The 14,335-nt window shown below is 41.2% G+C and carries 14 protein-coding genes and 1 riboswitch; of the genes, 12 read left to right on the plus strand and 2 right to left on the minus strand.

Translation table 11 applies throughout. The annotated features are described in order from the left end of the window. Window positions 1-12 precede the first annotated feature (12 nt). Window positions 13-555, plus strand: a complete 543-nt coding sequence (locus NYE23_RS05320; protein WP_341080606.1) for a DinB family protein — start codon at window positions 13-15, stop codon at window positions 553-555. Between the two features lie 150 nt (window positions 556-705). Continuing rightward, window positions 706-1,869 carry an endonuclease gene (locus NYE23_RS05325; protein ID WP_341076011.1) on the plus strand — a complete coding sequence of 388 codons (1,164 nt, stop codon included), beginning with the start codon at window positions 706-708 and terminating at the stop codon, window positions 1,867-1,869. 149 nt (window positions 1,870-2,018) lie between these two features. On the opposite strand, the gene NYE23_RS05330 is transcribed toward NYE23_RS05325, so the two are convergent. Further along, a complete protein-coding gene (locus tag NYE23_RS05330; protein WP_341076012.1) occupies window positions 2,019-2,870 on the minus strand; it encodes a phosphotransferase in 852 nt (283 codons plus the stop codon). Between the two features lie 298 nt (window positions 2,871-3,168). Here NYE23_RS05330 and NYE23_RS05335 point away from each other — a divergent pair, with 298 nt between their 5' ends. The 8 genes from NYE23_RS05335 (at window position 3,169) to NYE23_RS05370 (ending at window position 10,791) form a co-directional block, all read left to right on the plus strand. Beyond that, window positions 3,169-3,351 carry a DUF3896 family protein gene (locus NYE23_RS05335; RefSeq protein WP_341076013.1) on the plus strand — a complete coding sequence of 61 codons (183 nt, stop codon included), beginning with the start codon at window positions 3,169-3,171 and terminating at the stop codon, window positions 3,349-3,351. Between the two features lie 173 nt (window positions 3,352-3,524). Beyond that, window positions 3,525-4,025: a DinB family protein gene (locus NYE23_RS05340; RefSeq protein WP_341076015.1), complete on the plus strand. Its 501-nt coding sequence runs from the start codon at window positions 3,525-3,527 to the stop codon at window positions 4,023-4,025. Between the two features lie 213 nt (window positions 4,026-4,238). After that, window positions 4,239-4,388, plus strand: a riboswitch (cyclic di-AMP (ydaO/yuaA leader). 77 nt (window positions 4,389-4,465) lie between these two features. Then, window positions 4,466-5,122 carry a potassium channel family protein gene (locus NYE23_RS05345; protein WP_341076017.1) on the plus strand — a complete coding sequence of 219 codons (657 nt, stop codon included), beginning with the start codon at window positions 4,466-4,468 and terminating at the stop codon, window positions 5,120-5,122. Window positions 5,123-5,172: 50 nt separating this feature from the next. Further along, on the plus strand, window positions 5,173-6,522 hold the full coding sequence (locus NYE23_RS05350; protein WP_341076020.1) for a TrkH family potassium uptake protein: 1,350 nt from the start codon (window positions 5,173-5,175) through the stop codon (window positions 6,520-6,522). Between the two features lie 876 nt (window positions 6,523-7,398). After that, window positions 7,399-7,668, plus strand: coding sequence for a DUF1450 domain-containing protein (locus NYE23_RS05355; protein WP_341076022.1), 270 nt, complete (start codon window positions 7,399-7,401; stop codon window positions 7,666-7,668). A 119-nt stretch (window positions 7,669-7,787) separates the two neighbouring features. Continuing rightward, window positions 7,788-8,156 carry an ArsR/SmtB family transcription factor gene (locus NYE23_RS05360; protein WP_341076024.1) on the plus strand — a complete coding sequence of 123 codons (369 nt, stop codon included), beginning with the start codon at window positions 7,788-7,790 and terminating at the stop codon, window positions 8,154-8,156. After that, window positions 8,149-10,275, plus strand: coding sequence for a heavy metal translocating P-type ATPase (locus NYE23_RS05365; RefSeq protein ID WP_341076025.1), 2,127 nt, complete (start codon window positions 8,149-8,151; stop codon window positions 10,273-10,275). Before NYE23_RS05360 ends, NYE23_RS05365 begins: the two co-directional genes overlap by 8 nt. Before the next feature lie 183 nt (window positions 10,276-10,458). Further along, window positions 10,459-10,791, plus strand: coding sequence for a hypothetical protein (locus NYE23_RS05370; protein WP_341076028.1), 333 nt, complete (start codon window positions 10,459-10,461; stop codon window positions 10,789-10,791). A 138-nt stretch (window positions 10,792-10,929) separates the two neighbouring features. Here NYE23_RS05370 and NYE23_RS05375 read toward each other — a convergent pair whose 3' ends face one another. Next, window positions 10,930-13,104: an FUSC family protein gene (locus NYE23_RS05375; protein WP_341076030.1), complete on the minus strand. Its 2,175-nt coding sequence runs from the start codon at window positions 13,102-13,104 to the stop codon at window positions 10,930-10,932. Window positions 13,105-13,248: 144 nt separating this feature from the next. Between NYE23_RS05375 and NYE23_RS05380 the strand changes: the two genes are divergently transcribed. Further along, window positions 13,249-13,587, plus strand: a complete 339-nt coding sequence (locus NYE23_RS05380) for a YolD-like family protein (protein WP_341076031.1) — start codon at window positions 13,249-13,251, stop codon at window positions 13,585-13,587. A gap of 185 nt (window positions 13,588-13,772) precedes the next feature. Next, the gene (locus NYE23_RS05385) at window positions 13,773-14,324 is read left to right on the plus strand and encodes an MEDS domain-containing protein (protein WP_341076033.1); all 552 of its coding nucleotides are present in this window, start codon (window positions 13,773-13,775) and stop codon (window positions 14,322-14,324) included. Window positions 14,325-14,335: the final 11 nt, after the last annotated feature.

Genomic DNA, 14,335 nt, shown 5'->3' on the forward strand with positions numbered 1-14,335 from the left:
AAAGCCGTGAAGGTGGAAAGGAACGGCAATAGGAATTTTAAATTAAGAGAAGCTATTGAGATTCTTGAACGTACACCTGATACGCTGGATGCATTACTAAGAGGTTTATCTTCAGAATGGCTGAATGGCAATGAAGGTGAAGGGACGTGGAATGCAGCCGAAGTGGTTGATCATTTGATTGATGGCGAAGAGAAAAATTGGATTCCGCGACTGACCTTTATTTTGCAGAAAGGGGAAAGCAAGCCATTTCCTCCAATTGACCGTTTTGCTCATTTAAGTTTGTCAGGGGATCTGCCTTTTGAAAAAAAGCTTGAAATCTTTAAGACCCTTAGAATGAAAAATTTGGCCACACTGAGGAGTATGCCTGACCTGGAAAATCATTTCGAAAAGAAAGGCCTTCATCCGGCATTTGGTCCAATAAGAGTCAGGGAATTGATTTCCACTTGGACAGTGCATGATCTTACGCATATTTCACAGATTTCAAGAGTATTGGCGAATAGGTACAAGACAGATGTTGGTCCCTGGATTGAGTATTTGAGCATATTAAAAAAGTAAGCACTTTAAAAAATTGTTAAGTATTGTAAAACAGCAGAGTTTTGGGACCAATACCTCATGCTATGGTCAAAGGTGTTCATTTATACTGAGAGTTGATTGTGACTTTTCTGATTATTCGAAGTCCTTTCAAAACATTATGGAGGCGAATGAATGCTGAATCGTAAGAGAAAAAGTCTGCTGTTATCGCTGATTCTATTTGCTGCCATTCTCATTGTAATGCAGCCCATCCAAGATTCAATAACAAAGGCAGCTGCTGGAGATGGGTCCTGGTCATCACCTTATTCGGTTTCTCAGGGAATCAATGCTCAAAATAACGCATCCAAAACTGTTCAAGGCTATGTGGTTGGACAGCCGACTGCAACCAATACGGTTATCACCAGCAGGTTTCCAAATGATTATGCTTTGGCACTGGCGGATAGTCCAACAGAGACCAGCTTGGCTAAGATGATTTATGTTCAAATCCCATCCTCCTTTCGCTCAGCTTTTGGTTTGAAATCGAATCCATCTCTGATGGGAAAGAAAATGAAAGTAACGGGAACGCTGACTGCCTATTTTTCTCATCCGGGGCTTAAGGACGGTACTGCTTTTGAGCAGGATGGCGGCGGAGCAACTGACCCGGAACCCGGACCTGACGGGTATTATGATGCTGCAAATGGTAAAACAGGTGAGGCTTTAAAATCAGCTCTTCATAACATCATCGATGACCACACTGGAGTTTCCTACTCCAATGTATGGGAAGCGCTTCGTGAAACTGACGAAGACCCGGCTAATCCCAATAACGTGATTCTCTTATATACCGGCCGTTCTCAGGGCAAATTCACCAATGGATCCGGGGTCAATGATTGGAATAGGGAGCATGTGTGGGCTAAATCGCACGGAGACTTTGGCACAGCGATGGGTGCGGGAACTGACCTGCATCATTTGCGGCCAACAGATGCTTCTGTAAATAGTTCACGAGGAAACCTCGACTTTGATAATGGGGGATCCCAGCATTCTGAAGCACTTGGAAATTACTATGACTCAGATTCCTGGGAACCAAGGGATGCTGTAAAAGGTGATGTAGCCCGTATGCTGTTTTATATGGCTGTCCGCTATGAAGGAGACAGCGGAGAAGTGGATCTGGAGCTAAACAATGCAGTCAATAACGGTTCTGCTCCTTATCATGGCAGAATGTCTATCCTGCTCGAATGGCATAAGGAAGATCCGGTCGATGATAAAGAACGGAGAAGAAACGAAATCATCTACACTGATTACCAGCATAACCGCAATCCATTTATAGATCATCCTGAGTGGGCATCTGCGATTTGGGAATAAGGTACTATCCGTTTTAGCAAACAATTCAGTTAAAATAACATTTTTTATTCACAGATAAATTACACACAAAAAGCTCAGAGCATATGACTCTGAGCTTTATTTTTTGTATGTGACCTATTCCGATAAAGTACCCAATTAATGCATAATAATTACTCGTTTTTAACGATTTCCTTCCAGTAATACCAGGCTTCAAGGTATCCCTGAAATTCACTTGGATGATGTTTTATACAAGTTGCCATTCTAAGATATAAACCAACTAGTGCCTCTTCATATAAAACAGAAGGATTTATTACCGTTTTAGATTTCAAAAAGGCTGCTGCACTAAGGAGGGTTTCTTTCGTTAGTTCCTCTGGGGATGAACAAAAGGCATAAATTAAATCATATAAAGGTTCGCCAATAACAGGCGTCGGGTCAATTACACCACTTAATTGTCCATTACGAAAAATGAAATTATGTATTCCGCAATCCCCGTGCAGTAAAAATGACTCTTTGCCTTTGCTGTTTTTTTCAGCAAGGTCCAGTACGAGATTATAATGACTATTATCTAATCGTGAATGGAGGATTTTGTTTGCTTCATTGATGTTATCAAATATAAAACTCTGCCAAGACTCTGATGGCTGATCCGCCCAGCCCCAGCCTTTACTGCTGTCAACGGGTCTGTAATGATTTAAAAGCCCTTGCACCAGCGTTTTGAGGGTTTCTTTTTTGTTTTTTCTACCATAATTGGCATTGCCTTCAATGAAGGTATAAAAGATGTACTCGTATAATGGTTCAACGAATAAAAGTTTTGGCAATAAATCAGTCATCTTGTAATCATTAAGGAAATTCGCCTCCGATTTAATAATTTGCGGTTCATTTTTCTTAATGACATACTTTCTATCCTCAAAATGCAGAAGGTACAATTCACTTACCGTACCACCATTTAATTGTTCATGATAAGCTGGCTTTGAATGTAGAATGTTATTGTCCATTAGTTCATGTATTATTTCTTGTATATTCATACTTCTCCCCCTTTCTATGACGCCTTCTTCTGCTTCTCTTTATATTTTAATATAAGTTACCTGTTTCTTGCTGTTTCTCAAAAAAAAATCGAGTATACAACTTTTGCGATTTCATGCTCGATTTCGAATGTTAATTCTATTATTTCTCCACGTTATCTGACCTGCTAACTGTATTACTTTTATATTTCACAAATTATCAATATATTCTGAAATGAAAAAGGGTGTTAAGCGGTTATAATTAAATAAAGGGGAAAGCGTTTTCATTCCTCCTTTCAATTTTAAAAAAGGGGTGCTGAAAATGAACTATTTAGAAATAAAGAAGAAGCTGGAAGCTGCAAAACATGAACTGGAGCTGAAGATGCACGATCAGGCTGCATCAGAGAGTGAAAAGGAAACTCTTCAAAAGAGGGTTGACAACTATGAGTATATGCTCGAATTAACGGATATGAATCACTTTGAAAGAGGGAATATAATCAGTTAGGGAGGCGGTCCTAGGAGCCGCCTCTTTTTTTGTGAAAGGCCATGATAAAAGATAAAGATGATTTTTCTTATTGACAAACAGGGCAGGATTCTTGAAGAAGGTATTTGTAATAGAAAATTGAATAATTACTTACATATAAAGTGAGTTAATTTTAATATAAGGGAGAAATTAAATTGAGCGAACTTAAACTAATAAAGACTTACAAAAACGAGCTTCAAAAATACTCTTTAGAACAGCTAAGTTATAAATCTGAAGAAACGGTCTGGTCAATTGGGCAAATGTATGACCATTTAATCCTTGTTGCTCATGAGTACCTGGATAATGTGGAAAAATGTTCCGAATTATATGATGAACAGCCCCTTGGGAAAACTGAGTTTGGTGTGCATTTATTTAAGATAGGAGGGTTTCCTCCAATAAAAATAAAATTACCGGTTGAACTAAATGCTCCACCTAATAATTCAGATAGCAAGGATGATCTTATCAGCAGAATGGATCAAGTAATACTAAGGCTAAGTCAATGGGAATCGAAAGTGGATAATATAAATCCAAATTATAAAGTAGAGCATGGAGGGTTCGGATGGCTGAATGCAAGGGAATGGTATGATTTAGTTGGTATGCATTTTCGTCATCACTTGCGCCAAAAGGCTGAGTTAGAACAAAGGCTTGTTAAATGAGGGTGTGTAAATTGAGTATAGGATGGTTTTGGCTAGCCTGTCTTCTTATTCAAGTAACAGGTGCGTTAATTCAACTAGGAATGACCAAAAGGACCTTATGAAGAGGTCTTTATCTTATGTTCAAAAAATTAATATCCCTTTAAACAAAGCTTTATGAAAAAAAGATTGACAAGAGATGAACATGGGAGTAATTTATATTTATTAATTTCATAGTAAACCTTTTTGCTGAATCATTTGAGCGGGGGAACCAACTTTGATAAACCTTGTTTATCTTGGGGTGAATCTTAGCATATTAAGGCTAAGAAGGGATACTCTCAATCCCTAATCCGACAGCTAACTCCGTAAGCTAAATCGAGAGAAGGGTTAATGGAAACCATTGGCCATTCTTTATTAAGAGTGGTTTTTTTGTGTTCATTTTTAAAAAGAAGGGAATTTCTTCAATGAAAAAACAGTATGCTGTATTTGGCTTAGGCCGCTTTGGCGGCAGTCTTGTAAAGGAATTTCATGAATTGGGTGTGGAAGTTCTCGCGATTGATGTGGATCAGGAGAAAGTGAATCATTACGCCCAGTTTGTGACATATGCCGTTCAAATCAATGGTATTGATGAAGGTGCCATTAAACAGACGGGAATCAAAAATATTGATCATGCATTTGTTTCATTTGGTGAAAACATTGAGTCCAGCATATTGACATCATTGCTGTTAAAAGAATTGGGAATCCCAAAGGTGTGGGCGAAGGCGCATAATGAGTATCATGCCAGAGTGCTCGAAAAAATTGGTGTTGATCGTGTGATTCATCCGGAGCGGGATATGGCAAAGCGGATTGCCCACCATATTGTTTCAGAAAAGATGATTGATTATATTGAGCTGTCTGAAGATTATAGTATGGTGGAGATTGTGGCGACAAATAAAATTGCCAACAAATCTCTATCTGAATTGAATATACGGGCTAAGTATGGCTGTAATATCGTGGGGATTCAGCGCGGGAAGGAAATAATCGTTACTCCGCCCGCTGAAGAGGTCATTTTAAAGGGAGACGTCCTGATTATAATGGGACACAATAAAGGGATTGGCAGGTTTGAGAGGCATGGAGTATAAGCCAGACCAATATAAGGGGTTAACCTTAGATGTATAAGGAGCATAAAAGAATGAGGAGAATGGGACGATCCTATAAGTGGATAAAAATGAATCCTGCACAAATGCTTTCGGTCGGTTTCTTAATATTAATTGGTATAGGCACACTGCTGCTGATGCTGCCTTTTGCTACGAAAGACAGACATCATTTGTCGTTTATCGATGCCCTTTTTGAGGCGACTTCTGCTGTTTGTGTAACAGGTCTGGTGGTAGTGGATACCCAAACAACATTTACTGTTTTTGGCCAAATTGTACTGATGGTACTCATACAGATTGGCGGCCTTGGATTTATGACTTTTGGAGTCCTCATTGCTATCATGCTTGGAAAGAACATTGGGTTGAAAGGAAGGCTGATGATCCAGGAATCTTTAAATCAGCTTTCGATTGAAGGGATGGTCAGGCTGGTTAAATTCGTTGTCGGCTTTACTTTAATTGCTGAAACTATCGGTGCATTGATATTGGCCATTCGATGGTCGTCCGATTTTGGCTTTCCCCGTTCGTTGTATTATGGCATTTTCCATTCGGTCTCTGCCTTTAATAATGCCGGGTTCGATATAATGGGCCAATTCAGGAGTGTGACTGAATATGCCGGCGATTTTACGGTCATTATGACGCTCAGCACTCTGCTGATAATCGGGGGAATTGGCTATTTTGTTGTACTTGATGTGAAAAGAAACAGGAGCTTGAAGAGACTCTCTTTGCACACAAAATTGGTCCTTATGATGACTCTGGTTCTTAATTTTCTGGGGACAGTGTTTATCTTTGCGCTGGAATTTGATAACCCCGGGACCCTTGCCAATTTGCCTTTAAAAGATAAACTGCTGGGAGCATACTTTCATGGTGTAGTACCGAGAACGGCTGGCTTTAATTCTTTGAATACTGGTGAATTAACACTGGGTTCACAGCTGGTAACAATGCTGCTCATGTTCATTGGAGGTGGATCTGGCGGTACTGCAGGCGGCATTAAAGTCACTACATTTGTCTTGATATTTCTTGCAGTCCGGGCGCTGATAAAGGAAGAAGATGAAGTGAGCCTGATGGGGAGGCGTATTCCGAAGGATCTTATTGTCAGAGCCTTTACAATAACCGTCTATTCAATAGGATTTATTTTCTTTATCTTATTTATTTTATCCATAACTGAAAATGCTCCTTTAAACGTCCTTTTATTTGAAGTAATTTCCGCTTTTGGCACGGTAGGCATGTCGATGGGGCTGACACCTGAATTAAGTGAAACAGGAAAAGTGATAATTGCCTTTATGATGTTTGCAGGCAGAGTAGGGCCGATCACAATCGCTTTTGCACTTGCCCGAAGAAAAGGAAAGGCTAAATACAAATATGCAGAAGAGAAAATTATGATTGGCTAGTGCGGGATAGAGTGTGATACTCTTTCCTGTTTTTTTGTTGCGGAGGTTATAGAGGTTAATAATGCGAGGCTGCAGGAAAACGGTCGCTATGGGGCGGTAATGAAGCCGAAAAAGAGAGCAGCGGCAAGAAAATGGTCGCCATGCTAAGCTAATACCAAATTTCAACCATCTAAATTGCCATCTAAATTGCCATCTAAATTGATTCAGTTCCTTCTATAATAATAGTATAATAAAATACATATATTTCTATTTTTCGGCCGGCGGGTATTTTCAGTGAGCCACACAGGGGGAAGATGATGTCGAAGATTGTGCAGATATTAGACGAACTGAAGGATTGGATTACGGGTGCGCTAAAAAATGAAGTGAGTCCGATTGCGATTGCGAATGCTTTGATTCAAGAAGAGATTCGATAGCCGGTTTGCTTATGAGACTTTATTTAAAATTGTTGAAAAAGAAGCAATAGGGACGACAGAGGGGCAGCAGATTCGATATAATTATGAAGTCCCCGAAATAGGCAGGAAGGGGAATATCCTGCATGCCAGTGACAGGGACGTCAAAGTGCTTTCCAGGAATGAAAGGCGTTTGTCCTCCATTTGGATTCTGTGCTCCCCTCAGAACTCATCAGTCTTTCAAGGAGCCGCCTGCAGCCATCTCGTGGGTGGATACGGGTTCTGGAGAAGAACGGGCAGGATCCGGCAGAACGAGCAGGAGCAGCGGGACAGTTGAGACCCCGCAGACGCAGCCAGGAGGCTCACCGTGCCCCCGCGGTTCGCTAAGCAGCGTGGAGGGGAAATCAACGGACAATATTAATAAGTGAAAAACAACAACTTTTACGAAAAGAGCCTTAAAAGTAAAATCAAAAGGAAGTTTGATCAGGTGAAACTCATCAACAAACTATTCTCAAAGCAAAAAACATCTTCAATTGAATTTTGCCAGCGGAATCTGGATGAATTTTTAAAAGAAGATAGTTTAACTGAATTTAATCGATTCCTGAGCCAGAAGAATATTATTTATAAAGAATACGAATGCCAGAGCAAATGCAAAGAATGCATGCTATCTCCCTATGCTGTAGTGGACGGAAAACTGATAGCAGCGGAAAATTCGGATGAATTATTAATAAAACTGAAAGAAGAAGTAAAGAAATAAAAGGAATCGGAGCAATCCGGTTCCTTTTTTCATACAATATTCAAATAATTGTTTGAATAAGGTCACAGACGAGGTATAATCTATTCAAATGAATGTTTGAATAATGAGGAGAGAAAAAAATGGGCTCTAAAGATACATGCGATATTTATTGCTTTGATGAAGAAAAAGTGAACCGCATTCAGGGGGAACTGGTGATGGAAGATCTTTCGGGTGCTGCCCAATTATTTAAGGCTCTTGCTGATGAGAACAGGGCGAAAATTTCTTATGCACTAACCCGGGATGAAGAGCTGTGCGTCTGTGATATTGCCAATATCATTGGCGCATCAGTTGCAACGGCATCCCACCATTTGCGGACATTGCATAAGCAGGGAATTGTTAAGTTTCGGAAAGAAGGGAAATTGGCTTTTTATTCATTGGATGATGATCATATCAGGCAATTAATGATGATTGTACTTGAACACAGAAATGAGGTGAAAGCCAATGTCTGAACAAGCTGGAATTGCGGAGAAAGAGACGGTAACCTACCGTGTTCAGGGCTTTTCTTGAGCAGGCTGTGCCAAGACGTTCGAAGAGAACGTGAAACGCCTGGATGGCGTTTTAGATGCGAATGTGAATTTTGGAGCTTCCAAAATAACCGTTACAGGAACAGCTTCAATGAAGGCGGTAGAAAAAGCCGGAGCCTTCGAAAATCTGAAGCTGCGTGCAGAGAATGAAAAAGCGGTGGAGCGCGAGCCGTTCTGGAAGCAGAAATCTAACTATAAAGTGTATTTGTCAGCGCTTATTCTTATTGTGAGCTGGTTTTTAAGCGAACAGTATGGAGAGGATCATCTATACCCGATCACAGGGTATGCAGCAGCAATCATCATAGGCGGTTATACTTTATTCCTGAAAGGCTTCAAAAATCTGGCCAGATTGAATTTTGACATGAGCACCCTGATGACGATCGCCATTATTGGAGCAGCGATTATTGGCGAGTGGGGAGAAGGAGCGATGGTTGTCATCCTTTTCGCCATCAGTGAAGCCCTTGAGCGTTTCTCAATGGAAAAGGCGCGCCAGTCCATTGAATCACTGATTGACATTGCCCCTAAAGAAGCATTGGTCAAACGGGACAATGAAGAAATGCGGATTCATGTAGATGATATTCAAATTGGTGACATCATGATTGTGAAGCCGGGAGAAAAATTGGCCATGGATGGAGTGGTCGTGAAAGGAACCTCTTCCCTGAACCAGGCAGCGATTACCGGAGAAAGCGTGCCTGCCGTTAAGACTGCAGGTGATGAGGTTTTTGCAGGTACACTAAATGAAGAGGGATTGCTTGAAATAAAAGTCACGAAGCATGCTGAAGATACCACCATCGCCAAAATAATCCATTTAGTGGAAGAAGCACAGGCGGAAAAAGCGCCTTCCCAGCAGTTTGTCGATAAGTTTGCCAGGTATTATACGCCTGCCATCATTGTTTTAGCATTTTTAATAGCGGTGGTTCCTCCGGTGTTTGGCGGGGAATGGAACGAATGGATTTACCAGGGGCTAGCCGCACTGGTTGTCGGCTGTCCGTGTGCGCTAGTCGTGTCTACACCCGTAGCCGTCGTTACGGCCATCGGAAACGCGGCAAGAAACGGTGTCCTGATTAAAGGCGGCATCCACCTGGAGGAAACAGGGGCGCTTAAATCGATTGCATTTGATAAAACAGGCACATTAACAAAAGGTGTTCCTGCCGTTACAGACATCATCACTATTAATGGTGATGAAAGACAGCTTCTCCAAATCACGGCTGCCATTGAGAAAGGGTCACAGCATCCCCTTGCTTCTGCAATCATGAAAAAAGCAGAAGAAATAGGTGCTGATTTTACAGGGCTGGACACAGAGGAATTCACCTCTATTACCGGAAAGGGAGTAAAAGCCGCAGTGAATGGTGTTCTCTATTATGCCGGAAGCCCCAATCTGTTTGAAGAGCTTCACAGCGGCATGGAAAGCACTATCCAAAAGCAAACAGCAGATCTTCAGACCCAGGGTAAAACCGTTATGATTCTGGGGACAGCAAGCGAAATTCTGCTGTTAATAGCTGTTGCAGATGAAATACGGGAAAATTCGAATTCGGTCATCAGCAAACTAAATGATATGGGAATCAGAACGGTTATGCTGACAGGCGACAATCAAAGAACGGCTTTGGAGATCGGAAAGCAAGCCGGCGTTTCCGAGATTAAAGCGGATCTGCTGCCGCAGGATAAACTGGCTGTTATTAAAGAACTGAGCACCGGGCATCAAAGTGTGGCAATGGTCGGTGATGGCGTCAATGATGCGCCTGCACTTGCTGCTGCGTCTGTTGGGATTGCCATGGGCGGTGCCGGAACCGATACTGCACTCGAAACAGCAGATATTGCGCTAATGTCAGATGATTTGAGCAAATTGCCTTATACGATTAAACTCAGCCAAAAAGCGTTAAGGATCATCAAACAGAACATTACTTTTTCACTAGGAATCAAAGCGCTTGCCTTATTGCTGGTTGTTCCGGGCTGGCTGACCTTATGGATTGCCATATTCGCGGATATGGGAGCAACATTGCTGGTCACATTAAATAGTTTAAGGCTCCTAAAAATTAAAGGTTAAAATAATGGTGATGCTAATTGGAGCATCGCCTTTTTTTGTGGTGAAAAACCCAATAGAAATAAGAATTTTAATTAACATTTCATTCTTGCACACCAATTTTGGGTCTAGGTATGGGTTGCAGCCTAAGCTTAATTTTTGTTTATGAATACATTAATACAGAAAATGTCGAGGGGAGGAAATAAAATGCAGAATGAAGTGAATGAATTTATCTCATTTGATCAAGGTGAGGACCTGAGAAGACCATTTGGATTTGGAGGATTTGGAAGACCATTTGGATTTGGAGGGTTTGGAAGGCCGTTTGGATTTGGAGGATTTGGAAGACCGTTTGGATTTGGAAGGCCATTTGGATTTGGAAGACCATTTGGATTCGGCTTTGGGTTCCCTTTTTTAGGCGGGCTGCTCTTAGGAAGCGCATTATATCCGCCATATGGATATGGATACGGTTATGGTTATCCATCCCCATATTATGGATATGGATACGGATACCCTGCTTATCCATATGCTCCTTGCTGTTAATAATATATTAAGATCTGCAAGAGGAGAACAGGATTCCATAACTTGGCCTGTTCTCCTTTCACAATAAAATAATGTGAAGAGAGCCATTCCCTCCACTGTATATAAATAATATAGATTTGTTGATCAAGGAACGGACTATTACTCCTTCCCTGCACCAAGCTCTTCTGCCAATTCCACAATCGCTTTGTTTATTCTCCAGACGAAATAAAGGTGATGAATCAAATCACGCTGGGATTGCTGCCTTGGTGGTGCCATTCGTTCAATTTGTTCTCTTTCCCGGTCCAGACTATAGACAAGCGTGCCGTCTCCGCTTTCTTTAATCAGGTCCATTAATGTTTCGATATTTAATTCAAGTTTCTCCTCAATTCTTATGAAAACATCGACCAGCTCATCAGGATAGTCGAATCCTTTCCGGTAGGAGGAAGCTACCAGATGTCTTGCATAGTAATTGATGGCTGAAAAAAGGGTGATCCATCTGTTAACATCAGCATGGCGCGGAGATCCGGGTTTCTTTATCAGCGATTGCGCTTCTACGTTTATGATTTTAAGCTTCTGATCCAATAGGAAGCCTTTGCCTGAAAGCTCTTTAACATTCACATCTTCCCGGAAGCTTCGCACATATGCCGTGACATACGGTTTCAGTTCTTGAAGATAATCATTTATCGTATCGGCCACTTTATCCTTCGTTTTCTTAGGAAAAATAAATAGAGATACGCCGAATGCAATGCCGGCACCGGCAATCGTATCGATAACCCTGGCACTGATAAGGGAGAATGATATTCCGCCAAGTAAAAGGTCATACATAAAAGCGACCAGCATCGTAATAAACATGCTCATTAATGTATAAGAGACTTCAAATAAATAAAAAGAGAAGAAAACTGCTGCAAAAATGAGCGTGATTTCCAGCACAGAATGGCCGCTGACCACTCTGGCAAGCGTAAATCCAATCACTGCCCCGATAATCGTTCCAACTGACCGCTGAAAACCTTTCGTATAAATGCGCCCGATTGATTCGGTTCCGAGCAGAACGATAAAGGCTGTCAAAAGAACCCAATAAGGCTGGTCAGGCGAAAGAATCTGTCCAGCAATGATGGATATGATGGCAGCAGTCAATGCCTGAAACGCTTTTTTGGTGGAAGGTTTGAGGCTCTTATCTTCTTCAGGTGATTCATCTTCATCAGGCGTCTCTTCAGATACTTCTATTTCATTGTCTTTTACTTTATGAAGTGCCTGCTGTATAGTAATGCCGCCCTCAATGACATGGTTTGCAAGGGACTCGATCCGCCTGATCAAGTAAAGCCATCCTGCCGGTTTGTCTTCCCTGTTGAACAAATCTATAATAAGCAGGCGAAGTGCCTGTACAGCAAGCTCTGCTTCACGAAGATTTTGTTCTTCATATTGATGGGCAAGAACTTCAGCGTCACGAAGAGAGCGGGTGACCCAGACCAGGAGGTTTCTCAGCTCTTCTATGTCAAGGGCATTCGCTTTTTTTAAGCTCCTGATGGAGTCAGTCAGGGTTTCAATCAGCATGCCTGTATCAAAGATATATAACCTCAGCTGGGATGGGGTCAGCCCGGGCCATAATTTCTGTACATCATCCTCATTGATATAATCTGAAACGATTACAGCATAATCCCGGAGCTTCAGCACGTTTCTCCGCAATTCTTCCCGCTGGTGAGCAGTCATACGCTCTTCCTGCATCCCCTCAATTAAGAGATTAAAAGTAAAATTACTTTGGAAATGAAAGGAGCGGATGCTTCTTTTCAGGTTTTTTGCGGTGTCCTGAAAAAGGATGAAATTGAACAGGAAAGCATACGCGATCCCAATCCAGATGCCGAAGTAAAAGGAGGGAAGCTGGCTGCCTGATAATTGCAGAATAGATGAGAAATAAAGTGTCATGAACGCGATCATGCATAGTGAAAAATAGCGGACCCCAAAGCGGGTCAAATAAAAGCTTAAGAATATTAATACAGCCATTGAAATATCGGTAAAGATAGTGCTTTCTGCCAGCAGTGAACCGATCGATACCCCTGCCATTGCTGAAAACCCCAGCAAGCCAGTTGTGAGCATTTTACCTTTTTTAGAATCATCCATCACAATCATGATGCCAAGCATGCCGGCCATTCCGGAAACGATTGCCGGAGTAAGGGCGAGAGCGGCATCGGCCCCAGCCAATTGCATAAGAAATAAAGTAGTAAACACCGACGCCATTAAACTTAATGTGGCCCGTCCGGCTTTTTGAAATCGGATAAGTCCGGGATCGGATGCCAGCAAGCGTCCAAGCCACCGGTGTTTGATTTGCAGCTGCTTCATTGTTTCACCAATCTTTTTTAGAGAGTTAAAGTGTATTTTACCATTCGTACTTTTATTATCCAAATGAACCAACTTAAGCTTTTTCTGTTTTTTAGGTTTTAAAATCGAACAAATGTTCTATAATAGAGTATGGAGGGATTTATTATGCCGCTGAAAGACAGAGGGAATATAAAATGGCAGCCTGCTCACTTCATGCCGGAACACCGGGCGATGCTAAAAAAGTTGGAAAGGGATCAAATGGCGCAAAACAAGCCGCTCATTGATGAATATGAATTGGAGGAATATGAAAACAAAATTCACTATGCAATGGAATTTGCTTATCTTTTGAAAGTAAAAGTCTGGCGGGAAGGATTTTTCCTCGAATACAAAGGAAGGGTAAACCGACTGGATGGCATCAGCAGAAAAATTTATCTGCAACTGGAGAGCGGGGATCTTGAGAAAATTAACTTTGATGAAATAGCCGGGGCGGAAGTAGAAGAATGAATAATATTTTATAATTGCAGCAGACTCGAGGAACTTACCTCGAGTTTTTATTTGGGCCGTGGACCGCAAATCTGGAGAAAATACACCCATTTTTTTCAATTTTTAGATATAATAAAGGAAAAGCAGCTGGGAGTGAGTAGAGGTATACTACATCAAACATTTTTTCGTTCTAAGGGGACTTATCAATGAATGAATTATTAATAGATTTAATTGATGATCTGCAAAAGTCAAACGGTGGCCATATTCTTTACCACTATGATCAAATGGATTGCTATATTCAAAATGCGGTCTCATACATAACGGCTGGTATAAGAGGCGGCGGACATGTTTTGCTTGTGGAGAATGACCGGAATTATTTTCTTATTGATAAAGAATTAACTAATTTCTTCGGAGAAGAGGAATTAAGCAGAGTTCATTTTATGAATAATTTTGATTTTTATTACTCCAACGGTAATTTTAACCCTGATACAGTGTTCAATTTTTTTCTTAAACACATTCAGCCTTACTTAGATAGCAGTCCAAAGATATTCACATGGGGTCTGGTTGAGTGGGGAAATGTAAAGGACTATATTCCTTTAGTGGAACAATATGAAAAGAGTCTCTGCAAAGCCGTTTCTGAGCATGGCATGATTTCCCTCTGTGCTTATGACAACAGAAGTACCCCTCCGGAATTAAAGGAGAATTTAATGCGCTGCCATGATGTGCTCATAACAGATAGAGAGTATAAATATCTATAAAATGATTTTAG

Source organism: Cytobacillus sp. FSL H8-0458, assembly GCF_038002165.1.
Classification (GTDB): domain Bacteria; phylum Bacillota; class Bacilli; order Bacillales; family Cytobacillaceae; genus Cytobacillus.

Excerpts from the sequence above, each read along its gene's own strand:
- NYE23_RS05325 (WP_341076011.1), top strand. The coding sequence starts at position 706 with ATGCTGAATCGTAAGAGAAAAAGTCTGCTGTTATCGCTGATTCTATTT.
- NYE23_RS05330 (WP_341076012.1), bottom strand. The coding sequence starts at position 2,870 with ATGAATATACAAGAAATAATACATGAACTAATGGACAATAACATTCTA.
- NYE23_RS05335 (WP_341076013.1), top strand. The coding sequence starts at position 3,169 with ATGAACTATTTAGAAATAAAGAAGAAGCTGGAAGCTGCAAAACATGAA.
- NYE23_RS05345 (WP_341076017.1), top strand. The coding sequence starts at position 4,466 with ATGAAAAAACAGTATGCTGTATTTGGCTTAGGCCGCTTTGGCGGCAGT.
- NYE23_RS05350 (WP_341076020.1), top strand. The coding sequence starts at position 5,173 with ATGAGGAGAATGGGACGATCCTATAAGTGGATAAAAATGAATCCTGCA.
- NYE23_RS05360 (WP_341076024.1), top strand. The coding sequence starts at position 7,788 with ATGGGCTCTAAAGATACATGCGATATTTATTGCTTTGATGAAGAAAAA.
- NYE23_RS05370 (WP_341076028.1), top strand. The coding sequence starts at position 10,459 with ATGCAGAATGAAGTGAATGAATTTATCTCATTTGATCAAGGTGAGGAC.
- NYE23_RS05375 (WP_341076030.1), bottom strand. The coding sequence starts at position 13,104 with ATGAAGCAGCTGCAAATCAAACACCGGTGGCTTGGACGCTTGCTGGCA.
- NYE23_RS05380 (WP_341076031.1), top strand. The coding sequence starts at position 13,249 with ATGCCGCTGAAAGACAGAGGGAATATAAAATGGCAGCCTGCTCACTTC.
- NYE23_RS05385 (WP_341076033.1), top strand. The coding sequence starts at position 13,773 with ATGAATGAATTATTAATAGATTTAATTGATGATCTGCAAAAGTCAAAC.